This window comes from Amycolatopsis sp. NBC_01480 (genome assembly GCF_036227205.1).
Classification (GTDB): domain Bacteria; phylum Actinomycetota; class Actinomycetes; order Mycobacteriales; family Pseudonocardiaceae; genus Amycolatopsis.
In genome coordinates, this window is record NZ_CP109442.1 from 2,728,347 (window position 1) to 2,750,777 (window position 22,431).

Annotated in this window: 21 protein-coding genes and 1 tRNA gene; 14 read left to right on the forward strand and 8 right to left on the reverse strand. The window is 70.6% G+C overall.

All coding sequences use genetic code 11. The features are described 5' to 3' along the window. Positions 1-47 precede the first annotated feature (47 nt). The 3 genes from OG371_RS12950 to OG371_RS12960 are packed head-to-tail and all read left to right on the forward strand — an operon-like array spanning position 48 to position 1,134. The gene (locus OG371_RS12950) at positions 48-713 is read left to right on the forward strand and encodes a response regulator transcription factor (protein ID WP_329068875.1); all 666 of its coding nucleotides are present in this window, start codon (positions 48-50) and stop codon (positions 711-713) included. 7 nt (positions 714-720) lie between these two features. Continuing rightward, positions 721-927: a hypothetical protein gene (locus OG371_RS12955; RefSeq protein ID WP_329068877.1), complete on the forward strand. Its 207-nt coding sequence runs from the start codon at positions 721-723 to the stop codon at positions 925-927. A gap of 3 nt (positions 928-930) precedes the next feature. Next, entirely contained in the window at positions 931-1,134 is a 204-nt protein-coding gene (locus tag OG371_RS12960; RefSeq protein ID WP_329068879.1) for a hypothetical protein, read from the forward strand. A gap of 1 nt (position 1,135) precedes the next feature. Here the strand turns inward: OG371_RS12960 and OG371_RS12965 are convergent, their stop codons facing one another. Beyond that, the gene (locus OG371_RS12965; RefSeq protein ID WP_329068881.1) at positions 1,136-1,582 is read right to left on the reverse strand and encodes a nitroreductase family deazaflavin-dependent oxidoreductase; all 447 of its coding nucleotides are present in this window, start codon (positions 1,580-1,582) and stop codon (positions 1,136-1,138) included. Between the two features lie 126 nt (positions 1,583-1,708). Between OG371_RS12965 and OG371_RS12970 the strand changes: the two genes are divergently transcribed. Then, the gene (locus OG371_RS12970) at positions 1,709-2,386 is read left to right on the forward strand and encodes a TetR/AcrR family transcriptional regulator (protein ID WP_329068882.1); all 678 of its coding nucleotides are present in this window, start codon (positions 1,709-1,711) and stop codon (positions 2,384-2,386) included. Between the two features lie 154 nt (positions 2,387-2,540). Then, positions 2,541-4,061, forward strand: coding sequence for a 3-hydroxyacyl-CoA dehydrogenase (locus OG371_RS12975; protein ID WP_329068884.1), 1,521 nt, complete (start codon positions 2,541-2,543; stop codon positions 4,059-4,061). Positions 4,062-4,115: 54 nt separating this feature from the next. On the opposite strand, the gene OG371_RS12980 is transcribed toward OG371_RS12975, so the two are convergent. From OG371_RS12980 to OG371_RS12990, 3 genes are all read right to left on the reverse strand, one after another. After that, positions 4,116-4,700, reverse strand: a complete 585-nt coding sequence (locus OG371_RS12980) for a L,D-transpeptidase (protein WP_329068886.1) — start codon at positions 4,698-4,700, stop codon at positions 4,116-4,118. Between the two features lie 117 nt (positions 4,701-4,817). Then, positions 4,818-7,589 carry a PQQ-dependent sugar dehydrogenase gene (locus OG371_RS12985; protein WP_329068888.1) on the reverse strand — a complete coding sequence of 924 codons (2,772 nt, stop codon included), beginning with the start codon at positions 7,587-7,589 and terminating at the stop codon, positions 4,818-4,820. A gap of 139 nt (positions 7,590-7,728) precedes the next feature. Beyond that, the gene (locus OG371_RS12990) at positions 7,729-8,361 is read right to left on the reverse strand and encodes a L,D-transpeptidase (protein WP_329068890.1); all 633 of its coding nucleotides are present in this window, start codon (positions 8,359-8,361) and stop codon (positions 7,729-7,731) included. A 234-nt stretch (positions 8,362-8,595) separates the two neighbouring features. Here OG371_RS12990 and OG371_RS12995 point away from each other — a divergent pair, with 234 nt between their 5' ends. Continuing rightward, positions 8,596-9,102 carry a hypothetical protein gene (locus OG371_RS12995; protein WP_329068892.1) on the forward strand — a complete coding sequence of 169 codons (507 nt, stop codon included), beginning with the start codon at positions 8,596-8,598 and terminating at the stop codon, positions 9,100-9,102. A gap of 88 nt (positions 9,103-9,190) precedes the next feature. Here the strand turns inward: OG371_RS12995 and OG371_RS13000 are convergent, their stop codons facing one another. Next, on the reverse strand, positions 9,191-9,757 hold the full coding sequence (locus OG371_RS13000) for a TetR/AcrR family transcriptional regulator (protein WP_329068893.1): 567 nt from the start codon (positions 9,755-9,757) through the stop codon (positions 9,191-9,193). 117 nt (positions 9,758-9,874) lie between these two features. Here OG371_RS13000 and OG371_RS13005 point away from each other — a divergent pair, with 117 nt between their 5' ends. Both OG371_RS13005 and OG371_RS13010 read left to right on the forward strand, forming a co-directional pair. After that, the gene (locus OG371_RS13005) at positions 9,875-10,642 is read left to right on the forward strand and encodes an SDR family NAD(P)-dependent oxidoreductase (RefSeq protein WP_329068896.1); all 768 of its coding nucleotides are present in this window, start codon (positions 9,875-9,877) and stop codon (positions 10,640-10,642) included. 14 nt (positions 10,643-10,656) lie between these two features. Further along, entirely contained in the window at positions 10,657-11,628 is a 972-nt protein-coding gene (locus OG371_RS13010) for an alpha/beta hydrolase fold domain-containing protein (protein ID WP_329068898.1), read from the forward strand. A 4-nt stretch (positions 11,629-11,632) separates the two neighbouring features. On the opposite strand, the gene OG371_RS13015 is transcribed toward OG371_RS13010, so the two are convergent. Beyond that, the gene (locus OG371_RS13015) at positions 11,633-12,586 is read right to left on the reverse strand and encodes a serine/threonine-protein kinase (RefSeq protein WP_329068900.1); all 954 of its coding nucleotides are present in this window, start codon (positions 12,584-12,586) and stop codon (positions 11,633-11,635) included. 25 nt (positions 12,587-12,611) lie between these two features. Next, complete coding sequence (locus OG371_RS13020; RefSeq protein WP_329068902.1) at positions 12,612-14,366, reverse strand: N-6 DNA methylase; 1,755 nt, start codon at positions 14,364-14,366, stop codon at positions 12,612-12,614. 77 nt (positions 14,367-14,443) lie between these two features. On the opposite strand from OG371_RS13020, the gene OG371_RS13025 reads away from it, so the two are divergent. From OG371_RS13025 to OG371_RS13050, 6 genes are all read left to right on the forward strand, one after another. Further along, positions 14,444-15,196, forward strand: a complete 753-nt coding sequence (locus OG371_RS13025) for a PP2C family protein-serine/threonine phosphatase (protein WP_329068904.1) — start codon at positions 14,444-14,446, stop codon at positions 15,194-15,196. Positions 15,197-15,339: 143 nt separating this feature from the next. Then, positions 15,340-15,424, forward strand: a tRNA-Ser gene (locus tag OG371_RS13030). 691 nt (positions 15,425-16,115) lie between these two features. Beyond that, on the forward strand, positions 16,116-16,376 hold the full coding sequence (locus tag OG371_RS13035; protein WP_091627155.1) for a hypothetical protein: 261 nt from the start codon (positions 16,116-16,118) through the stop codon (positions 16,374-16,376). A 6-nt stretch (positions 16,377-16,382) separates the two neighbouring features. Next, positions 16,383-16,631, forward strand: a complete 249-nt coding sequence (locus tag OG371_RS13040) for a hypothetical protein (protein ID WP_329068908.1) — start codon at positions 16,383-16,385, stop codon at positions 16,629-16,631. Between the two features lie 26 nt (positions 16,632-16,657). After that, a complete protein-coding gene (locus OG371_RS13045) occupies positions 16,658-19,411 on the forward strand; it encodes an FtsK/SpoIIIE domain-containing protein (RefSeq protein WP_329068910.1) in 2,754 nt (917 codons plus the stop codon). Further along, positions 19,408-19,779 (forward strand): hypothetical protein, encoded by a 372-nt coding sequence (locus OG371_RS13050; RefSeq protein WP_329068912.1) that lies wholly within the window; start codon positions 19,408-19,410, stop codon positions 19,777-19,779. Before OG371_RS13045 ends, OG371_RS13050 begins: the two co-directional genes overlap by 4 nt. A 56-nt stretch (positions 19,780-19,835) precedes the next feature. Here OG371_RS13050 and OG371_RS13055 read toward each other — a convergent pair whose 3' ends face one another. Then, entirely contained in the window at positions 19,836-22,286 is a 2,451-nt protein-coding gene (locus OG371_RS13055) for an endonuclease/exonuclease/phosphatase family protein (protein WP_329068914.1), read from the reverse strand. Positions 22,287-22,431 lie beyond the last annotated feature (145 nt).

The following is a 22,431-nucleotide window of genomic DNA, read 5'->3' on the forward strand; positions in this document are numbered from 1 at the left end:
TGCCGGTTAGAACCGTCATTGCCACTCACAAGGCGAAGGGAGGCACCGTGATCCGCGTCCTGCTCGCCGACGACCACGCGATGTTCCGCTCCGGCATGCGGGCCCTGCTGGACACCCAGCCGGACTTCGAGTGTGTGGGCGAGGCCGCCGACGGGCGCGAAGCCGTCGCCGAAACCCAGCGCCTGCGCCCGGACGTCACAGTCCTCGACGTCCGCATGCCGCGCCTCGACGGGCTAGCCGCCACCGAAGCGATCCTCAGCGCGCCCGGCAACGACACCCGCGTGCTCGTCCTGACCACCTACGACGCCGACGAGTACGTCTACCGCGCCCTTCGCGCCGGGGCGAGCGGCTTCCTGCTGAAGAGCCTCTCGCCGGAGGAGCTGGTCGCCGCGATGCGCGTCGCGGCCAGGGGTGACGCGCTGATCGACCCTTCGGTGACGCGCCGGCTCGTCGAGCACTTCGCCACCAGCCTCGAACCCCGCGCCGCCGAGCCGCCGGAGCTGACGCGGCTGACCTCACGGGAGCGCGAGGTGCTCCTGCTCATCGCGGACGCTTGCAGCAACGCGGAGATCGCCCACCGGCTCCACGTCGGGGAGGAGACTGTGAAGACGCACGTCTCCCGCGTGCTCGCGAAGCTCGGCCTGCGCGACCGCGTGCACGCCGTCGTCTACGCGTACCAGAACGACCTCGTGACCCGCCCGAACCTGAAATGAGGCACCGATGAAGGCGCAACGCTGGATTTCGCTCGTCGCCGGGGTGATCCTGCTGCTGATCGGCGTTCTGTGGACGCTGCAGGGCTCCAACGTGATCACCGGCAGCGGCATGTCCGGGCAGAAGCTGTGGTTCCTGATCGGCTTGGTCGCGGCGGTCGTGGGGATCGTGCTCCTCGTGGCCGGCGCGCGACGGTCGCCGAAGAAGACGAGCTGACCCATGGCCCGCTGGATCTCACTCGCCGTCGGGGTGGTCCTGCTGCTGGTGGGCGCCGTGTGGGTGCTGCAGGGCGCCGGCGTCGTCACCGGCAGCTTCATGACGGGCCAGAAGCTGTGGTTCCTGATCGGGCTGGCCTCGTTCCTGGCCGGCGTGGTCGTGGTCGCGGCCACCACCCGGCGCTCGGCCAGGAAGAAGACCGACTGATTCAGGCCGGCAGGATCTCGAACACCGGGTAGCCCGGGGCGATGTCACGCAGCTTCGCCTCGGGCGCGTCGGCGTCCACGCCGTCGAAGAAGACGCCGACCTCGAACTTCCAACGCTTCAGGTACGGGCGCAGCACGGCGGGCTTCTCGTCGTCGGGCAGCTCGCGGTAGGTGAACGCCTGCACCCGGTTCCCGACCCGCAGCTGCCCCTCGCCGGCCACCCGCAGGTTGCGCACCCACTGCGTCTCCCCGCGCGGCGCGACCAGGAACTGCTTGCCCTCGAACGGCAGCAGGTTCACCGGCACCTCGCGGACCTCGCCGCTCTTGCGGCCGCGGACCATCAGCACGCGGCTGCCCCAGACGCTGACACCGAGCTTGGTCAGCTGCTGCACCAGCTTGTTGGACATCCGGGTCGCCAGTCCGGGTTCGAGGTAACGGGTCGCGGTCATCGGGGACTCCCTCAGTTGGTGAGAGCAGTGCTCTCGGTTGAGATCAGTGAACACCGGCTCGTCGGCTGAGTCAAGAGCAGTGCTCTCTATTTGGTGCATCGATCTCGTCCTGGCACACTGTGGACCATGGCCGCCATCCGCAACGCCCGTGAACGGGCCCGTGCCGAGCTGACCCAGGAGATCAAGGACGAGGCCCGCCGGCAGCTGGGCGAGGTCGGCCCGCACGGGCTGTCGCTCCGTGCCGTCGCACGGGAGCTGGGCATGGTTTCCTCGGCGCTGTACCGATATTTCCCGAGCCGCGACCGGCTGCTGACCGATCTGATCATCGACGCGTACAACGCCGTTGGCGAAGCTGCCGAGTCCGCCGACCCCGGCCACGGCGAGCACCGCGCGCGCTGGCGTTCGATCTGGCAGGCGACGCGCACGTGGGCTAAAGCACACCCGCACGAGTACACGTTGATCTACGGCTCACCGGTCCCCGGTTACCAGGCGCCGCCGGACACCGTGGCGCCCGCGAGCCGCGTCGCGCTGGCGCTGGTCGCCGTGCTGGCCGACGCCGAGCCGCACGAGCCCGCGGTCACCTCCCCGATGCCCGCGGCGCTGCGGAAACAGGCGGAGACGCTGGGCACGGGACTGGGCGTGGACCTGTCGGCGGAGACCGGGACCCGGCTGGTGGCCGCGTGGACGCTGCTCTTCGGCGCGATCAGTTTCGAGCTGTTCGGCCACTACGTCGGCAGCGTCAGCCCGGCTGACGCCTACTTCGAGCACTTGATCGGTCAGATGGCCGACTTCGTGGGGCTCTGAGGAAAACCGGGTACGTTCGCCGGGAACGTAACTGTGCTGTTCGCTGCTAATCCGACTACAGTCACGGCGGAAACGGGTCCTTGCAAGCAGATCGGCTGCGGACCGTATCCGCCTACTTCCGGTCGGATCAGCAGCGCGGGAAGGCGGGTTCGACGTGACGGGATGGGCCGGGCGGGTCGGCAGGATCCGGGTGATCGGGACCGGGGTGATGGGGCGCGGCATCGTCCAGCTGGCCGCGACCGGCGGGGTCACCGTCGAGCTGGCGGACGTCCGGGCCGACGCCGTGCAGGCGGCGATCGAGTACGTCAGCGGGATGCTCGACCGGCTCGAGTCGAAGGGCAAGCTGACCGCCGAGCAAGCCAGTGCCGCCAAGGACCGGCTGGTGCCCGTGGACGCGCCGGCCGCCCCCGCCGAAGGCGTGGACCTGGTGATCGAAGCCGTCCGCGAAGACCTCGAGACCAAGCGCGCCCTGTTCGCCGAACTGGAGCGGGTCTGCGCGCCGGAGACGGTGTTCGCCACCAACACCAGTTCCCTGTCCGTCACCGAGATCGCGGCCGGACTGGCCGAGCCGGCGCGGATGATCGGGCTGCACTTCTTCAACCCGGTCCCGCTGATGCGGCTGGTCGAGGTCGTGCCGGGAGTGCGCACGCACGCGTGGCTGCCCGGCGAAGCGCTCGAGCTGGTCCGCGGCTGGGGTCACGAACCGGTGCTGGCCCGTGACGCGCCGGGCTTCCTGGTCAACCACGCCGGGCGCGGGCTGAACACCGAGGCGCTGCAGATCCTGTCGGAATCGCTCGCCGAGCCGGCGGACGTCGACCGCATCGCGCGGGACGTGCTGGGGCTGAAGCTGGGGCCGTTCGAGCTGCTGGACCTGACCGGGCTGGACGTCTCGCACGCCGTGCTGGAGAGCATCTGGAGCGGCTTCCACTCCGAGCCGCGGCTGCGGCCTTCGTGGCTGACGCGGCCGAGGGTGGCGGCCGGGCTGTTCGGCCGCAAGAACGGCGAGGGCTTTTACCGTTACGTGGACGGGAAACAGGAGGTCCCGGCGGAGCCCGCCGCGCCGCCGGTGCCGGACATCCCGGTGTTCACTTCGGACGAGCGATTGGGTCGGCTGCTGGCCGCGGCCGGGGTCCAGGTCGTCTCCGACGCCTACCCGGATGCCGTGCTGCTGCTGACCTTGCGCGGTGAGTCCACTGTGGAGGCTGCCGCGCGCGAGGGTCTTCCCGCCGACCGAGTGTGCGGTGTGGACGCACTCGGCGCGTACGAACGCCGCTTCACCCTGTCCGTCCACCCCGGACTGGACCCGGCCGCGGGACGCGCCGCGTGGGGCGCACTGGCCGGGACCGGGCTGCCGGTGACCATCGTGCGTGACGGGCCCGCGCCCATCGCCCAGCGGCTGCTGGCCTCGATCGTCAACACCGCCTGCTACATCGCCGACCAGGGCCTCGCCGCGCCCGCGGACATCGACACCGCCGTCCGCCTCGGCCTCGGCTACCCGCGCGGCCCGCTGGAGTGGGGCGACCTGGTCGGCCCGGACAAGCTGCTGCGCGTCCTCACCGGACTCGCCGAGTCCACCGGGGACCCGCGCTACCGGCCGAGCGGGTGGCTGACCGAGCGGGTGGCCCTCGGCCTGCCGCTGACCGCCACCGGCACCCGGCCGGCCGACCTGCACTGAAAAGCTCGTGAGTGTTCATGACGGTTAGAACCGTCATAAACACTCACGAGTCCTCTACTTGACGACCTGAACCTCGTCGCCCTTCTCCAGCGTGTTAAAAAACTTCAGCGACGAGGTCTGGGAAAGGTGCACGCAGCCGTTCGAGTACTTGCTCAGCGAGCCCTCGTGGAACGCGACGCCCGGGTAGAAGAACACCGAGTTCGGCATCGGCGCGTTGTCGAACTCGCGGCTGAGGTGCATCTTCTCCTTGGACAGCACCTTCCACGTGCCGAGCGGGGTGGTGCTGCCTGCCTTGCCGGGCATGGTCTTCACCGGGCCGTAGGTGATCTGGCCGTTGTCGAGCAGCCAGGCCTGGTGGCTCGAAAGGTCCACACACGCCTTCGCGGTGATGGTGCACGGGACGCCCGGCGCCATCTCCTTCTTCTCCGCGACCGGCTTCTCCTTGACCGGGACGGAGGCCGGCGCGTCCGAAGCGGCCGGCGCGCTCCGGTCCGCCGGCTGCGCGGCCGGCGAGGTGACCGGAATGTCCAATGTGGAGGGGAGTGCGGTCCCCGTCGTCGCACCGGCCGCGGAGCAGGCGCTCATCAGCGCGGCAGCGGCCACAGTGGACAGACCGATCAGAATCTTCTTGACCCGCACGACTACCCCCGCAAGCTCGGTTTTGCTTTACGGGGAATGAGACGTGCCAGGCCGGGCGGAGGTTGACCTCGCGGAAGCGGCGAACATCACCGCAACCTCAGCCCGGCCCGCGCGTCTTCACCAGTGGCGGTCGACGGCCCCGCCGGCGAGCGTGTACACGATGTACCCGCCCTGGAAATCACTGCGGAATCCGCCGCCGGAGATCGCGTACTCGTCCGAGATCGGCAATCCCAGGTATGACCGCTCCCAGCCGAGCGCGGCCCAGCGGTTCCGGATCTCGCCCTGCACGTTGTGCGCGCCCGTGGCCGAGCTCCAGTAGATCGAGCCGTTCTTGGTGAAGTGGTTGTACCGCGCTCCGCCGCCCGGAGTCGCGAGCTCGTCCGTGGTCGGGTAGCCCATCCCGCGCTCGTAGCCGAACGCGGCCCACTTCCGCTTGATCTCGCCGCCGATCTGGTGCGCGCCGGTCGACGGCGTCCAGTAGATCGAGCTGCCACCGCTGAAGTGGTTGAACCGCCCGACGCCGTCGGGAGCCACGGTCTCGTCGGTGATCGGGTAGCCGAGGCCCCGTTCGTAGCCGAAGTCCGCCCACTTCTGCCGGATCGCGCCGCCGATCTGGTGCGCCCCGGTCGAGGACGTCCAATAGATCGAGCTGCCGCCGGCGAAGTGGTTGTAGCGCCCCACTCCGTCCGGCGTCGCCGTCTCGTCGATGAGCGGCGGCCCGAACTTCTGGTGCCCGCCGGTCGCCAGGTAATCGGCGAGGATCTGGCCGCCGACCTCGTGCACGCCGGTCTGCGCCGACCAGTAGAGCCGGCCGTTCGCGTACGGCCGCAGGTGCACGAGCCCGTCGACGACCTCAGGCCCGGTAGCGGCCCCGAGCGATGTGCGCAACGCGGGCTCGGCGGCGTACCGCTGGTCGATCGCGGACACGTAGTTCGCGGTCAGCGTCTGGTCAGTGGTGCCGACGGTGATCGACCACGACGTCGTCGTCGGACCGCCCTGCCAGCCGGCGAACTTCGACGCGCCGTCGCTGCCCAGGGTTGAAGCGGTCACGTCGAACTTCGCGCCCTCGGCGACCATCGCGGTGCTGACACCGCCCTCGCTCGGGATGCTCAACGCGGCCGGCTGCGTGCTCACGAGCGTGAGCCGGTGCTGCCGCGGCAACGCGACGTACGTACTGCTCGCCTGTACACCCGCGCTGTCGGTCACCGTCGCGGTGAACTCCATGCGCGAGTCGGTGTGGTCGGTGAACGGCACGGTCAGCGACGGCCCGGTCGCGCCGTCGCCCGGATGCACGTGGCAGGCGCCGAGGTCCGGGCAGTGCCGGATCAGCGATGTCCACGTGACGGGCAGGGCGCCGTCCTCGGTGTCGGTGGCCGTCGCGGAGAGCGAGATGGGCTCGCCGACGGCGAAGTCCGCCTGGCCCGGAGGCGTCAGCGTGACCGTCGGCGAGTGGTTGCCCGGCGCGACCGCGACGGTGGTGGTTCCCTTGGCGCCCAACGGGTCCTGGACGGTGAGGGTCGCGGTGAACTGCGTGCCCGCGGCGTACTGGTGGCTCGCCTTCACGCCGGTCCCCGTGGTGCCGTCGCCGAAGTCCCAGGCGTAGCTGATCGGGTCGCTGTCGAAGTCGTACGAGCCGCTGCCGTCGAAGGTGACGGTGCGGGTGTCCGGGTCGGTCGACGAGGTCGCCACCGCGACCGGCGCGGAGTTGTTCGTCGAGTAGCTCAGCCTCCGCAGCAGGCCCGAGTTGAGGTCGCTGAACACGATGTCGCCGTTGGGGGCCGAGGAGATGCGCGTGACCCCGCCGATGTTCGAGAACGGCGGCGGGTTCTGCGGCGACTGCGTGAGCTTGCCCTGCGCGTCGTACTTCAGGGTCCACATCTTCTGGCCGGCGTAGTCGCCGAAGAAGTACGCGCCCTGGTACGCCGCCGGATACGTCGTTCCACTGTAGACAATCCCGCCGGTGACGCTGTTGCCCTGCGCCGGCCCGGTGCCGTGCTGGTGCTCCCACAGCGGCGGGGTGTTCACCACCGACGCGCACCGCGCGTCGACCGAGTAGCCGGGCGTCGGGTGGTTGCCCTCCCAGCACGGCCACGCCAGGTTAGCCCCGGGCTGCACGACGTCGACCTCTTCCCAGGTGTACCAGCCGACGTCGCCGACCACCGGCAGGCCGCTCTTCGGGTCGAGCGTGAAGCGGAACGGGTTGCGGAAGCCGCTCGCGAACACCTTGGAGCGCACGGAATCCGGCGCGGCGGCGTTGTAGTACGGGTTCCCGGGCACCGCCTTGCCGTCCGCGGTGAGGTGCAGGATCTTGCCGTACGGCGAGTCCAGGTCCTGCGCGGCGAAGGCGACCTCGTTGGTCTTGCCCGCGTCGCCGTTGTCGCCGATCGAGTACCAGAGCGTGCCGTCGGCCGCGGGGATCACGGTGTCGACGCCGTGGATGTACCACTGGCTGCCCGGCACGTCGAAGATCACCTGCTCCTCGGCGAGCCCGGCCGGGTGCCCGGCCTGGTCGAGGGTCACGGTGAAGCGGGCGGCGCGCTGGATGTAGGCGCCGTTGCCCGTGCTGACCGAGCGGTTCAGGTAGATGTGGTGCGTGGTGGCGTAGTCCGGGGCCAGCGCGATGCTGGTGAGCCCGATGTCGCCCTGCGATTCGACGTTGAAGGTCGCGATCTGCACCGGCGTGCCGGTGCCGTTCGGCGGCACCCAGTTGACGATGCCGGACTTGCCGAGCGCCAGCACGCTGTCGTCCGGCAGCCAGGCGAAGTCGGTGAACTGGTAGGCCGCCAGCCCCGTCGGGATGTCCCGCAGGACGAACCCCGGTGGCAGCGTCGGCGCCCCCGCGGCGACGGCCGGCGTGGCCAGCACAGGCGCCAGCGCAACGGCCGTCATCGCGGCCACCAACAACGTACGAAACTTTGCCCAGGCCATCGATTGGCCCCCTTCCCCAAGTGATCGCTTGTCGCCTGGGGAAGGCCAACCGTTGCCACGATCGGGTGATATTTACCCGAACGTGACACTAAGCGTAGGTTTACGGCACCACCTGAACGACGTCACCGACGGCCAGGGTGTTGAAGAATTTCAGCGAGGACGTCGCCGAGAGGTGCACGCAGCCGTGTGAGTACGCCTTCAGGCTGCCGGTGTGGAAGGCGTCGCCCGGGTAGAAGAAAACCGAGTTCGGCATCTTCGCGTTGTCGAACTCCCGGCTGTAGTGCATCTTCTCCTTCGACAGCACGTGGAACGTGCCCGTCGGAGTCGGGTTGGCCTTCTGGCCGGGCAGCATCGAGACCGGCCCGTAGACGACGTTGCCGTCCTCGAGCAGCCAAGCGCGGTGCGCGGACAGGTCGACGCAGGCGCTGGTGCCGCTGGCCGCCGCGGCCTTCGCGCACGGCACGTCCGCGGCGGTGGTCACCGGCGGCTTCGGCTTGGGTTTGGGCGGCGCCGGCTTGGGCGGGGTCGGCGTGGCCTTGGGGGTACTCGACGGCGTCGGCGTCGAACTGCTCGTGGTCGGCGCCGGGGTCGTGGTGGCCGGCGCGCTGCTGCTCGCCCCCGCGGCCACCGCGCCGCCGCCGGTCGTGGACCCCGCGTCGGACGAGCCGCCGGAACACGCGGCCAGCGCGAACGCACTGGCCAGCCCCACCGCACCCACCAAAATCCTCTTCACGATCCGGCACCCCCACGAATGTTTTCCAGGTCGACCCTGTCTACCCGGGAAAGACGGGTTACACCCGCCGCCGGTTGCGATCGGAAGGTCACGATCAGGTAGCTGACCACCCTTCCGAGTGACGGGTCCACCCGTGGATGGAGCCGCGGATCCACCTGGGCCCCGCCCGTGCGCCGACGAGATCCGGGCCCGTTTCGCCGAGTCTTGAAGGACCACGAAAACTGAGGAGTCCTGATGAACCCGGCCACTGTCCTGCTGTACGTCGCGATCGCCGCGCTGGTCTTCTACCGCATGATCTACCGCCAGCTGCGCGGCACGCTGCTCAGCCGGAGGGCGTTGCTGCTGATGCCGTTGATCCTGGTGGCCATCGGCTTCTTCACCGCGGTCCAGGCGCTGCCGCAGGCCGGCGCCGGCGAACTGGCGCTGCTCGGCGTCGACCTCGTCGTGCTGGGTGCCCTCGGGGCGCTGCGCAGCGCGACCACCACGCTCACCCGCAGCGGCAACACGACGTTCCAGAAGGGCTCGGCCCTCACGCTGGTGCTGTGGCTCGCGACGATCGCCGTCCGCGTCGGCTTCGGCTTCCTCGGCGGTACGCTGGGCGTGAGCGGGACGCTGACGTCGTCGACGATCATGCTCACCCTCGGCGTCAGCATCGGCGTGCAGAACGCCCTGACCTACTACCGGATCCAGCGCCTCGGCCTGCCGCTGATCGACCGGGAACCGAGCGCCGTCCGCGCCTAGTCCCTGCCGATTCCGTCGCCGGACCCCGGCTCCTCAACACCGCGTGTGCCGAATCCGGCGCACGCGGTGTTTCGGTTTTGGGGGCCGCTCAGGCGAGCGTGTCGACGACCTCGCGCAGGTCCGCAAAAGCCTGGTCGACCAGCTTGGCCAGCTTGATCGACCCGTCGGCCTGCCACCGGGCCGTGGCGCTCCGGAAGGTGTCCATCCCGATCTGCGCGCACAGGTGCGCGGTCCGCTGCTCGGTTCCGCGGGCCTGCAAGGCCTCGGCCATCGCGTTGACGAGCGAGGCGGTCTTGGCCAGCGAGCGTTCGTGGAGCGCCGGGGTCGTGGCGACCAGGCGCGCGCCGGGCTCGGAAACCGATCGGTTGCGTTCGAAGAGCGGCACGCTCGCGTGGAACGCGGCCTGGATCGTCGGGAGCGGCTTCGTGCCCTCCGGCACCGCCGCGATCGCGTTGGTCAGCGTCTCGCGAAGCTCGGCCTCGCCGCCGAACAGCACCTCGCGCTTGTCGGCGAAATGCCGGAAGAACGTGCGCTCGGTGACGCCGGCGCGGGTGGCGATGCGCTGGGCCGTGGTCTGTTCGTAGCCGTGCTCGAGGAACAGCTCGACGGCGGCCAGTTCCAGCCGCCGCCGGACCGGTTCTCCGCTTCGTGGCACCCGTCGATGCTAGCACGAACGGCGGGGGTTGCGTCAGCAGCTGACATCTCTTAGTGTCAGTTACTGACGGAACTTTGCGTCAGCGGCTGACGCAAACTGCTCGGCTGAGGAGAACACATGGAACAGCGATTCGACGGGCGCACGGTCGTCGTCACCGGGGCGAGCTCCGGCATCGGCGTCGGCATCGCCCGGCGCTTCGCCGCGGAGGGCGCCAACCTGGTCATCGCGGCCCGGCGCAAGGACCGGCTAGACGACCTCGCGGCCGAACTCGGGCCGGACCGGGTCCTCGCCGTCGGCACGGACGTCTCCCGGCAGGAGGACGTGCAGGCGATGGTCAGCGCGGGCGCGGACCGGTTCGGCGGGATCGACGTGCTGGTCTCGAACGCCGGCCTCGGCCTGGCCAAGCCCTTCGAGGAGACCACGCTCGAGGACTGGCGGCTGGTGCTGGGCACCGACCTGGACAGCTGCTTCTTCGGCGCGCAGGCCGCGCTGCCGCACCTCAAGGCGAGCCGCGGCAGCATCGTCCACATCGCCTCGGCCTCCGGGCTCGGCGGCGACCGGCGGCTGACCGCGTACAACGCGGCGAAGGGCGCGGTCGTGAACTTCACCCGCGGGCTCGCCTTCGACCTCGGCGCGCACGGGATCCGCGTCAACGCCGTCACCCCGTCGCTCACCATCGGCCCGGAGCACCGGGACCATCCCGGGCTCGAGCAGATGGTCGAGAAATTCAACCCGCGCCGGGCCCTGCCCGGCTACTCCACCCCGGACGACATCGGCGCCGCCGTCGCATTTCTGGCCAGTGCGGACGCGCGGTTCATCACCGGCGCGATCCTGCCGGTCGACGGCGGGATCACCGCCGGCAGCGGCCAGCCCAACCTGTTCTGACGAAGGGAAAACCCATGGCAGTCTCCGATTACGCGCTCGACCCCGAGCTGGCCCCGGTGCTCGAGGCGATGCTCCAAGCGGCGGGCGGGCCGCTGCTCGACTTCTCCGACGTGCCCGCCCTGCGCGCCCGGCTGCGCGCCGCCGCGGCCCAGGCCGGCACGGCGGGGCTGGACGACCCGCGGGTGAGCGTCGAAACCGTGCCGGTCGCGCGGGCCGACGGGTCGCCGCTCGACCTCGTGCTGTTCCGCCCGGCCGGTGACGACCGCCCGCGGCCCGCCCTGCTCTGGTTCCACGCCGGCGGCCAGGTTCTCGGCACCGCGCACGACGACGCGCCGTACCACGCCTCGCTCGCGCTGGCGCTCGACTGCGTGGTCGCCGCCGTCGACTACCGCCTCGCGCCGGAGACCGAGGCTCCCGGCGCCGCCGAGGACGGCTACCTGGCCTACACCTACGTGCGCGAGCACGCCGAGCAGCTCGGCGTCGTGCCCGAGCGGATCGGGCTCGCCGGGGCGAGCGGCGGTGGCGCGCCCGCCGCCGCGGCCGCGCTGATGGCCCGGGACCACCAGGACCCCGCGCCGTGCCTGCTGGCCCTGAACTACCCGATGCTCGACGACCGCAACGAAACCCGGTCGAGCCACGAGATCGTCGACCTGGGCGTGGTGGACCGCGACCAGAACCTGCTGGCCTGGGCCGCCGTTCTCGGCGCGCGGGCCGGCTCGCCCGACCTGCACCCGTACTGCGCGCCGGGACGCGCCACCGACCTTTCCGGTCTGCCGCCCACCTTCATCGCCGCCGCCCAGTTCGACGTCTTCCGCGACGAGGACATCGACTTCGCGCAGCGCCTGATCGCCGCCGGGGTTCCGGTCGACCTGCACGTCTACTCCGGCGCGTTCCACGCTTGGGACCGCTTCACCCCGAAGGCGGCCGTGACCGCGTCCTTCGAGCAGGCCTGGCACACGTTCCTGCGCCGCCGCCTGCACGGCTGACGGTCTAGGACGGCATCCGGCCGACCATCCGCGCGTACATCCGGGCCGGGCTCGGCACCGACGCCGGGTGGAGGAATCCGGGCAGCGGCGGCAGATCGCGGACGAACGGCGTGAGGCGGGCGAACAGCGCGTCCGCGCCGGCCGGCCGTTGCTCGGGGTCCTTCGCCAGCGTCGAGGCGAGCACCGCGTTCAACGCGGGCGGCACCCCGAGCACGGCCGGCGGAGCGTCTTTCACCTGCTTGTCGAAGACCGCGTACGCGGTGGGGCCGGTGAAGAGTTGTTTGCCGGTAAGCATTTCGTGCAGCACACAGCCGAGCGCGTACAGGTCGCTTCGCGGCTCCGCGAGCCCGCGCTGGATCTGCTCCGGCGCCATGTACGACGGCGTGCCCAGCAGCTGTCCAGCGCGCGTGAAGCGGGCGACGTCGGCTTCCGCTGCCTCCTGGGGCCAAGCCCCAGACCCCGGCCGGGGGGCAAGCCCCCCTGGACCCCCCGAAGCGATGGAAGCCAAACCGAAATCCATCACCTTGACACTGCCGTCGGGACAGAGCATGAGGTTGGCCGGTTTGAGGTCGCGGTGGCACACCGAACGCGTGTGCGCCGCGACCAGCACGGCGGCGGCCTGGGGCGCGATCGCCGCCGCCCACGGGACCGGCAGCGGGCCGTGCTCGGCCAGCAGGTCGGCCACCGTCGCCCCTTCGACGAACTGCATGACCTGGAACAACCGGTCGTCGTGGGTGCCGAAGTCGTACAGCGCCGGGACGCCCGCGTGGTCGAGCGTCGCGAGGATCCGGGCTTCGCGCGCGAAGCGTTCTTCAAGCTCTTCGTCGCGCCCCGGCAGCCGAAGCAGCTTGATCGCGACGCGCCGGCCGAGCCGCCGGTCGTGCCCGCGGTGCACGGCCCCCATCCCGCCGCGGCCCAGCGGCAGCTCGTCGACCTCGTAACGATCGGCGATGAGCATGGGCCCCCTCACAGCGTCGCGGCGCTCACCCGGCACCGGGCCGCAGCCGTCCTTCGGCGAGCGCGGCAAAGCCTAGCCGGACCAGGTCACGGCCGATTTCCGCCGTCGTCCGCAGGGCCCGGTCGAACTCCGCGAGCGCGCGGAACGCGGCCCCGTACGCCCGTTGTGTCTCCAGCGGGTATCGCGGCACCTTGAGCCGGCGCGCGTCGATGCGGGTGGAGGCGCTGTGCACGGGGAAGTCGGCGGCGCGCAGGCAGCCGGCCAGGAACTCGGCGTCGAGCCGCCGGGGATCCACGCGGTAGAGCGAAAGCGACGGGCCGAGCCGGACCGGTGGTCCACTGTGGACACCGACGGCGCCGGTCACGGACGCGACGACGTCACCCTCCTGCGCCGTCACGGCCGCCTCGTCGGGCGCCGCGCGGCCGGTGGGCGGGCCGCCGGCCAGCACGTCATCGGCGGTGAGCAGGGGCTCGTCCCCGTCGGCGGGGCGCGGCGGGGCGTGCCACACCTGGAGCGCGCCGGACTTCACCAGCTCCCCGACGGTGGTGTACGCCAGTTCTTCGGCGGCCGGCTCCAGCGGCGGGAGCCGTAGCCCGGCGTTGTCGAAAAGCTGTTGTGCGGCAAGGAAAGCCTGGCCCGAGTCCTCGCGTGCGGTACGGCGCAGGGCGGGGGTGAGGTCAACGTCGTCGTCGAGCAGGTCGATGATCCGCTCGCCGACGGCCTCCGGTCGCTCGACGTACGCGCGCCACAGCGGTTCGACCTCGGCGACTTCGGCCTCGGCGATCAGCGCGGTGCCGGGCGGGCGCTCGCCGGGCACCGGGCGCGTGAGCAGCCACAGGTCGGGGCCGCCGGACGCGAGGGTGACCACCGCGCGCAGTGCGCCGGCCCGCAGCAGGTTCGCGCGGATCCGCTTGCCGCTGCGTCGTCCCGCGGCGGCGCCCGGCATCAGGATCGCGACGGCGCCGCCCGGCTTCGCGTGCGCCAGGCAATGCTGGACCCACGCCAGCTCGGACTCGCCGCGCGGCGGCAGGCCGTACTCCCAGCGCGCGTCGCCGAGCAGCTCTTCCTGACCCCACGCGCGTTCGTTGAACGGCGGGTCGCACAGCACGACGTCGGCCTCCTGGCCGTCGAAGGCGTCCTCGCGAAGCGCGTCGGCGGCGTGGACCTCGGTGTCGATCTCTCGCAGCTTCAGCCGCAGCGCGGCGATCTTCGCGGTGGTGGCGTCGCTGTCCTGACCGCGCGCGCTCTTCGCGCCGCTGGCAAGCAGCAGGGAGCCGAAGCCGCACGCGGGGTCGAGCACAGTGGTCCCCCTCGCGCCGGTGAGCCGGACCATCAGGTCGGCGTACTCGGGCGGTGTCGGCGAGAGACGGCGGGAGTGGGCCTCGAAGTAGCGCTCGCACAGCTGCTCGAACGTCCACGCCGCGCCCTTGTCCACGGCCAGCCGGGTCAGCATCGCGCGCAGATCGGGGTCGTCGCCGGCCCGCGGCACGGGGTGCGCCAGGTACGCTCCGGCAGCGGCGACCCGTGCCCCCAGTTCGAGGTCGTCGCCGAGGGCGCGCAGCTGCTGCCACGCGCGGTCGATCGGGGCCAGCTCGAACGGGCGGCCGCGGCCGCGTAACCAGGCCTGGATCTCGGGCAGGGAGAACAGCGGGCTGGAAGCGGTGCCGCCCACCGGGCGCGGGAAGTCGCCGTGGCGACGTCGCCAGTTGCTCACCGCGGCCCGGCGCACACCCGCCAGCCGGGCGATGTCAGCGGCGCTGACTGCCGCGTCGTCTTCCATGGCCAGCACCATAGCCGATGACTGAGGTTTCCATCATTTTGCTTGTTAACTCAATCAACCAATGGTTTCATGGAGCCATGGTTAACGAGCAGTCCCGGTTCGCCCTGCGGTACGCCGCGGGCTCCGACACCGGGCGACGACGCCGGATCAACGAAGATTCCGTCTACGCCAGCGGCCGCCTGCTTGCCGTGGCCGACGGTATCGGTGGTCAGCCCCACGGTGAAGTGGCCAGTGCGACGGCGGTCGGGGTGCTCGCGAGCCTGGACACGGAACTGGACCCGCTCGACCTGGCCTCGCTCGACCTCGGCGCCACCCTCGCCGACGGCGTGCGGCGCATCAACCAGCGGCTCTCCGAGGTCGCGGAGGCCGACCCGGCCACCCACGGCATGGGCACCACCCTGACCGCCCTGCTGTTCGACGGCACCCAGTTCGCCGCCGCCCACATCGGCGACTCCCGTGGCTACCTCCTGCGCGACGGCGACCTCCACCGGCTGACCCACGACCACACCCTCGTCCAGGCCCTGGTCGAAGACGGCCGCATCTCGCAGGCCGACGCGGCCGACCACCCGCGCCGCTCGCTGCTCATGAAGGCCCTCCTGAGCACCGGCTCGGGCGAACCGGACGTCTGGACGTTCACCCCCCAGCCCGGCGACCGCTACCTGCTCTGCTCCGACGGCCTCACCGCCGGCGCCGACGAGCCGTCCATCCGAGACGTCCTGGAAGCCGGCGCCCCCGCCGAAGCAGTCCCGGCCCTGATCGCCCTGGCCAACGAAGGCGGCGGCCCGGACAACATCACCATCGTCGTCGCGGACGTCCTCCCGGCCGAGTAGCCCCGCCCGGACCCGGCGGCCCGAACGCAGTGGATGACGCTTCCGCTGCACTGAGCGTGGCGGAAGCGTCATCCGCTGCATCAAGTCGCCCTGGGCTGGACCACCTTCCGAGCGTCAACACCCCATCCGGTACCCTTCTCCACGGAGGATTGGCCGAGCGGCCTAAGGCGCACGCTTGGAAAGCGTGTTGGGTTCACGCCCTCGCAGGTTCGAATCCTGTATCCTCCGCCGCAGTAACCAGGCGAAACGCCGGGTGCCCCGTTTCGGGACGCCCGGCGTTTCGCGTCTTGGTCTCAGTTCTAGTCTCAATTCAGGTGAAGCCGGGCGGACTTGAACCTTGCGCGCGGACATTCAGGTCCAGCTTCAACGCCCGGTCGCCATATTCAGGTATGACAAGGCTTCCGGCGTCCGCTGCGGCAAGCAAGCAGAGCGACATGCCGACGCTCTGGTCGTTGCTCCGAGCAGTCGGATCACCGACCCGTCGACCAGGCCCCAGCACTCCTCCGCGGAGTCGACACATCGCGTCCCGCGCATGCGGAAAAGGGCGTTCGGAAAAGATCGATAGCCGAATTCGTGGCGTCCGGACGGGCCAGGACTCGGCTATCCGCAGGCACCCGCTAGGCTTCGCGACAGACTTGTTCGTACCCGCTCGGAGAGGTTCTTCGGTGTCACGAATACCGGCTTGACCTGGGCGCGGCAGAGCGCGGACATCTCGATACACGCAGGTAGGCAGGCTGGCACGCGGGGTCGGGATGACCGTTTTCGGACCCGGTCCGCCGCCGCCCGCCGAGGCCCCGGACGTCACCACGTCCGGGGCCTTGTCGATTCTCCTGTTCTCACTTACTTACCGAAAACACCTGATCACGCTAAGTTTGTATGTGGTCGTTCCAGCCCCCGACGTCCCGAGGAGTCCGCCCACATGGCCGGAGTGGAAGAGATCCGCGCTGGTATCGCGCTCGCGAACGAGAAGGCTTCCGCGAGCATTGCCGCACTTCAGCAGGCCGCGCAAGCTCTCGAAGAAGCGCAGCTGTCGCTTTCGCAGGCGACCCAGGGCAGCAGTCAGCACGAGGTGAACCAGGCCCACGGCCTGCTGTCCGAAGCCCTGAACGGGATAAGCGGGATGCAAAGCACCATCCAGGCCGGGATCTCCTCGGCCGACTCCTACTCGGCCCGCCTCTAGCCCACCATGTCGGGACTCGCCGAGATTCACCAGCTGCTGACCGCCGTGCAAGCGGGCCTCACCGACGGGCGGGCCTACGCCGAGCGGGCGAAGAACCTGCTCGGCGACGCCCGCCAGGCACTCGTCGACGCGCAGGCGAAAGCCGATCCGTGGCTGCCGCGGCAACTGGCGATGGCCGACGAGGGAATCGACCACCTCCTCACCCGTTTAGCCGCCGCCGACGACCTGGTGAGCGGATACCAGTCACGCCTGTAGGGACGACCGCGTCATGAGCGAAACCGATGGCTAACAAGGCAAGCGAGCAGCGCAACCGCGTGCAGACCGCGCTGGAGCGGGTCCGCCACCAGATCGGGCTCGTCCTCGGCGCGGCCGCGGGCGCGCGGGAGATGGCCGAGGCCGAGCTGTCCCGGCTGATGCTGGAGCAGGAGATCGTCCGGATCGGCATGAACCACGCCGACGCCGAGCAGCAGACCGAATGGGCGCGGCATCCGGCCGCGCACGAGGTGTTCGCGTCGCTCGGCGGGGTCCGCAACGCGTTCTACACCGACTGGAGCACGGGGCCCAACACCCTGCGCGAACTGGTCGCCGCGAACGCGCCGGGCCCCGCCGGGCGCCCGCCCGGCGAATGGCTCGGCCGCGTGGGCACCAACCCCGGCGTGACCGGCCCCGGGCTCTGGCGGGTCGGCTCGGCGACGGCGGCGGGACGCGACATCTCCCGCACCTTCGACGTCGCCGTCCCGCTGCTGGACGAGTCGCACCTGGCCATCACGTCGGCGCCCAAGACGCGGCCGGTCGTCGACGGGATCGTGCAGAACCTGCTGATGCGGGTGCTGTCCGCGTTCGAGCCGGGCGCGGTCAAGGTGCACCTGTGGGACGTCGGGCAGCTCACCGCGATCCTGCCCGACCTGTACCCGCTCAGCCGCACCAGCGCGTTGTCGCTGTACGACCCGACGCGCCTGGAAGACCTGCTCGACGAGCTGGCCGGCCACATCCGCCGCATCCACGCGACGGGCATGCAGGCCGGGCACACGTCGTTGCGGGAGCTGCGAAAGGCGACCGGGCAGCGCGTGGAGCCGTACCGGATCGCGGTGCTGTACGGCAACGGCGAGACGCTCGAGCCCGAGCGCGCGCGTGACCTCAAGCGCGTGGCCAGCGGTGCGCTCGCCGCCGGGATCTGCCTGATCCTGGTGGACGTGCCGACGGCCGTCAGCGCGTCGATCGAAACGCTGAGCCTGCTCGACGAACGGCGCGCGGTCAGCAGCATGACGGGCAGCGACCTGGTCGTGGACCTGGACCCGGCGCTCCCGTCAGGCCAGGTGATCCGCGCGGCGGGACGGATCGCGGAGGCGCTGATCGAGAAGCAGGGCGGACCGCGCGCGTTCGCGGACCTGCTGCCGACGGAGCTGGGCCAGGAGAGTTCGGCGCGGGAGCTGCGCGCGTCCGTCGGGTTCTACGAGGGCGAGAGCGTGGAGGTCGTGATCGGCGACGCCAGCCCGCACGCCCTGATCGGCGGGCCGAGCGGGTCCGGCAAGACCAACTTCCTGTACGCGCTGCTGGGCAGCCTGGCCGCGCGCTACACCCCCGACGAGCTGGCGCTGTACCTGCTGGACTTCAAGGAGGGCGTCTCGTTCGCGGGCCTGGCGCCCGGCCGCAAGGACGCCAGCTGGCTGCCGCACGCGAAGCTGGTCGGCGTCAACGTGAACACCGACCGCGAGTTCGGCCTGGCGCTGCTGCGCTTCCTGGCCGACGAGCTGCGCCGGCGCTCGGCCGCGGCCAAGGAGCACGAGGTGACCAACCTGGCCGACCTGCGCGAGCAGGACCCGGGCGGGCACTGGCCGCGGATCGTGGCCGTGATCGACGAGTTCCAGTACCTGTTCGCGGGCCGCGACCAGGTGACCGCGCAGGCCACGCAGCTGCTCGAGGACATCGCGCGGCGCGGCCGTTCGCAGGGCATCCACCTGGTGCTGGCGAGCCAGGACGTCGCGGGCATCGAGGCGTTCTGGGGCAAGCCGGCCGTGTTCGAGCAGTGCACGCTGCGCATCGCGATGCCGAAGGCGCGGCGCGTGCTGGCAGAGACGAACAACGCGGCGGTTTCGGCGCCCAAGTGGCACGCGGTGATCAACCACGACTCCGGCGTCGCGCACGGCAACATGCTCGCGCACGTGCCGGATTCCAGCAGCCGCAACGTGTTCGTGAACCTGCAGCACCAGCTGTGGGAGCTGTACTCCGGGCGGTTCCCGCGCCCGCGCCTGTTCGACGGCGCGCACTCGCCGGTGCTGGAGCAGTTCCCGGCGTACACCGAGCTCAAGCCGGGTTCGAAGCCGCGCGCGCTGCTGGGCCAGTCCATCGACGTCACGGAGGCGGCCTGCGGAGTGGAGCTGCCGCGGGCGCCGGGCCGCAACGTCGCGGTACTGGGCGGCGCGACGGCGGAGGCACTGTCCATCATGGACTCGGCCGCGCGTTCGCTCGCCCGCCAGTTCGACGTCGGCGAGGTGGAGTTCGTGCTGAGCTGCCCCATCGACGCCTGCGCGCCCGCAGTGCTGGAGCTGACGGAGCGGCTACGCGCCGAAGGCCACGTCGCCACCCTCGCGGACGACCTGCCGGCCACACTGGCGTCGGTCACGGAGTCGATGTCCACTTCGGATGTCGCCACGAAAGTACTGCTGCTGTACGGAGTGGACGCTGCGCTCCCGGCCCTGGAGGCAAAGGCCGTCGGTCAGCCGAAGAGCGGCCTGGACCACCTGCGCGCGGTGCTGAAGCAAGGCCCCGGCCACGGCGTGCACACCATCGGCTGGTGGCGCAGCATCGCGCGGCTCAAGGACACCCTGGGCTTCGGCGGCACGGACGACATCGGCGCCTGGGCGGCCCTGGACGTGCAGGGCAACGAGCTTTCGCCGTTCGCCGCGGGCCTGGTCGTGCACTGGTCCCCGCGCCCGGGCCGCACCCTGTTCTTCGACCGCACGACGCACAGCGCGCCGGAGGTCATCATCCCGTTCCAGCGCCCCGACCTCGACCCCGCGGGAGGCACCCCATGACCGGCGAAAACCCCGGCGCGGCCATGCGTTACAAGGAGGTCGTGGGCATGGCCCGCGGCTCGGCGGAAAACCTGCGCGCCTGGGAACTCGCCCGCGCCGACGAGATCGAACGCCAGCTCGCCGAGGCCCACGCCGCCGTCGCCGCCGCCACCGAACGCGAGGAGAAGGCGGCGGAACGCGCTTCGCGGTGGTGGAAGATGGCCCTGCACAACGTTTCACGGCTGACCTTTGTGGACTCTTCGGAGGAGCCGCAGGCAGTTGCGACGGCTCGGCCGCAGTATTTGGAGCGGTACTTGGAAGAGGTCAAGCCGAGTTATCAGGAGTTGGTGCAGGCAGTGCTGGGGCTGGGGTGGCGGGCGAAGCGCTGAGGGCTCGTGAGTGTTTATGACGGTTAGAACCGTCATAAACACTCACGAGCCGTTCCCTACTTACGAGGTGCAGTCCGCCCCAGCAACTGGTCCAGATAATCCAGCAAGTCGTACCCGTAATCGGCCAGCTTGTTCCCCGTGGAAGGCCGGAACCGGACGACCTGCGGATCATGATCGCTGGCCTGGTCCGCGAACTCCGCGTTGATGTGGACCACGTCGTAGTCCACCCCGCGCAAAGCGGCCGAAGCCAGGATGTGGTCCAGGACCTGAGACTGGCCCTCGAACACGTAGCTGTACCGCTCCGCGGCCGGCAGCGTCGAGATCAGGTCCTTCAGATACCCGCCCGAAGTCAGCTTCGCCAGCGCCGGTGAGAACTGGTAGTCGTTCAGGTCGCCGGCCACCACGACGTTGGCGCCGGGGTCAGCGGTCAGCAGCTTGCCCACAAAAGCCTGCAGCACTGTGGCCTGCTTCTGGCGCTGGACTTCCGAACTGCGCGTCGGCGGCTGGTAACGGCCGTGCGTCGGCTGGTCGCCGCCCTTCGAGTTGAAGTGGTTGGCGATGATGAACACCGTGCGGCCCTGGAAGACGAACTCGCCGGCCAGCGGCTTGCGGCTGTCGGTCCAGGCCTCGTTGGTCGGGTCCACCCGGCCCGGGGACTGGGTCAGGTGCGCCTTGCCGTGGTCCTGCACGACGTCCACCGAGGACAGCGCGCTGCCGCCCGGCCGATCCACAAAGGACACCCGCGCCGGGTTGAACAGGAAGCCCACGCGGATGTTCCCGCCCGGCTGGCCGCCGTCGGCGTCGTTGACCGGGTCGATCTCACGCGCCTGGTAGGCCGGGCCGCCCGCCGCGACGATCGCGTCGGTGAACTTCTTGAGCGTCGCGTCGGAGGCGACCACGCCGTCGTCCGTCGCGCCGTCGTTGTCCTGGATCTCCTCCAGGTTCACCACGTCCGGCGCCGCCAGGTTGTCGACGATGCCGTGCGCCAGCTGCGCGAACTTCGTGTCCGGGTCGGACGGCGCGAGGTTCTCCACGTTGTACGTCGCCACCGCGAGCTCACCCGGGCGCTGCCGCCGCGTGACCTCCTTCTGCAGCTTGTTGTCCTTCGCCGCGCCGAGCTGCGACGCGAACAGCGTGTAGCCGCCGAAGCTGCTGTACTCGACCGGGCCCGAGGTGACGCCGGTGAGCACGTCGCCGGTGTTGACCTTCGGGAACGGCTGCTGGCCGAACGGGATGATCGACTGGACCTTCAGCACGCCCGTGTTGATCTTGTCGTACGACGGGTAGACCGTGCCGCCGCGCGGCGTCGGGTTCTGCTGCGGCTTCGTGGTCACGTACAGCTCGTCGTAGCTGTTGCTCGGGCCGACGACCCGCGCGTCCGAGATGCTGACGATCTCGCTCTCGTGCGACTCCCAGAAGTCCAGCGAGTACTTGGCCGGTTCCAGCGGCAGCGGCTCGATGTTCCCGCCGGCGTTCGGCGCCAGCACGTCCGGCACCTGGTCCGGCGTGATGACGGTCGGGGCGGGCAGCGGGTTCGCGTGCGAGCCGACCGTCCACTGTGCACTGCTCAGCTCGGTCAGCGACTGGTAGGTCGACGTCGCCGGGGCGTCCGGGTAGAACTCCTTGACCGTGCCGGACGCGGTGATCGCGTCGCCGACCGCCACGGCGGGCGTGGTCGAGCCGGTGAACACGAACAGGCCCTCGCTGGTGCGTGGGTCGCTGTCCGGGTTCGGGTCGGTCATCCAGAAGCCGCGCGACGAGCCGAAGGCGCGGACCGCCGTGACGATGCCGGTGACGTCGCCGACCTTCTTGTCCTTGAACGGTGAGATCCGCGTGAACCCCTGGATGTCGTGGATCTTCGCGGCCACCGGCGGCTGGCCCGGGTCGCCGCCGCCACCGGCGGTCTCGCCCTTGGAGTTGGTGGCCGTCGCGTCGCCGACGGTGAAGTCGGCGCTGTTGTCGTCGGTGTCGGCGAGCGAGGCGGCGCGCGAAGCGGACGTCCCGTTCGCCGGGGCCACCGTCGGGCTGCCCTCGCGGACGGTCGCGGCGCCGAAGCCCACCAGGTCCTTGACCCGCGGGTCGGCCGCGCAATCGGCGGAGGTCTTGCAGGTCAGCGCCGTGGTGCCGTTGACCAGCGCGACCGTGCCCGCGGTCGCGGACATCTGAATCGTGCCGGTGGCGTCCGGCGTCGGCAGCGCGACCGTGCCGCCGGCGCCCTTGCCCTCGGCGACCAGGTAACGCGCGCCGGCGCCGACACTGCCGGCCAGGTTGGTGACCTGCCACGTGCTGGTCGGCGACGCCGAGCCGGGCAGGTACTGCACGCTGTAGCCATCGAGCGGGAACGCCGTGCCCCCACGGTTCCCGAGCTCGACGAAGTCGTTGGTGAGCGTGGCCCCCGAGTTGCCGCCACCGCCGTAGACCTCGGCGATGACCGCGTCCGCGCTGGGCGCGGCGAGCGCGGCCGGGGCGGCGACGCCGCCCAGCACAACACCCGTTACTACCGCCACGGACAACGTGGCTCTTCTGACGGCCGGGCGGCGGGATATGGTCACCCTGAGTCCCCTCTGCAACTGAACGGTCGAGGCATCGTCCCCCGAACAAGCGAAGAGGAGGAAGACGATAAGGCAACAATTCGTAACGAGCGTGAGGGAA

Excerpts from the sequence above, each read along its gene's own strand:
- OG371_RS12955 (WP_329068877.1), top strand. The coding sequence starts at position 721 with ATGAAGGCGCAACGCTGGATTTCGCTCGTCGCCGGGGTGATCCTGCTG.
- OG371_RS12960 (WP_329068879.1), top strand. The coding sequence starts at position 931 with ATGGCCCGCTGGATCTCACTCGCCGTCGGGGTGGTCCTGCTGCTGGTG.
- OG371_RS12965 (WP_329068881.1), bottom strand. The coding sequence starts at position 1,582 with ATGACCGCGACCCGTTACCTCGAACCCGGACTGGCGACCCGGATGTCC.
- OG371_RS12970 (WP_329068882.1), top strand. The coding sequence starts at position 1,709 with ATGGCCGCCATCCGCAACGCCCGTGAACGGGCCCGTGCCGAGCTGACC.
- OG371_RS12985 (WP_329068888.1), bottom strand. The coding sequence starts at position 7,589 with ATGACGGCCGTTGCGCTGGCGCCTGTGCTGGCCACGCCGGCCGTCGCC.
- OG371_RS12995 (WP_329068892.1), top strand. The coding sequence starts at position 8,596 with ATGAACCCGGCCACTGTCCTGCTGTACGTCGCGATCGCCGCGCTGGTC.
- OG371_RS13005 (WP_329068896.1), top strand. The coding sequence starts at position 9,875 with ATGGAACAGCGATTCGACGGGCGCACGGTCGTCGTCACCGGGGCGAGC.
- OG371_RS13010 (WP_329068898.1), top strand. The coding sequence starts at position 10,657 with ATGGCAGTCTCCGATTACGCGCTCGACCCCGAGCTGGCCCCGGTGCTC.
- OG371_RS13015 (WP_329068900.1), bottom strand. The coding sequence starts at position 12,586 with ATGCTCATCGCCGATCGTTACGAGGTCGACGAGCTGCCGCTGGGCCGC.
- OG371_RS13020 (WP_329068902.1), bottom strand. The coding sequence starts at position 14,366 with ATGGAAGACGACGCGGCAGTCAGCGCCGCTGACATCGCCCGGCTGGCG.
- OG371_RS13025 (WP_329068904.1), top strand. The coding sequence starts at position 14,444 with ATGGTTAACGAGCAGTCCCGGTTCGCCCTGCGGTACGCCGCGGGCTCC.
- OG371_RS13035 (WP_091627155.1), top strand. The coding sequence starts at position 16,116 with ATGGCCGGAGTGGAAGAGATCCGCGCTGGTATCGCGCTCGCGAACGAG.
- OG371_RS13040 (WP_329068908.1), top strand. The coding sequence starts at position 16,383 with ATGTCGGGACTCGCCGAGATTCACCAGCTGCTGACCGCCGTGCAAGCG.
- OG371_RS13045 (WP_329068910.1), top strand. The coding sequence starts at position 16,658 with ATGGCTAACAAGGCAAGCGAGCAGCGCAACCGCGTGCAGACCGCGCTG.
- OG371_RS13050 (WP_329068912.1), top strand. The coding sequence starts at position 19,408 with ATGACCGGCGAAAACCCCGGCGCGGCCATGCGTTACAAGGAGGTCGTG.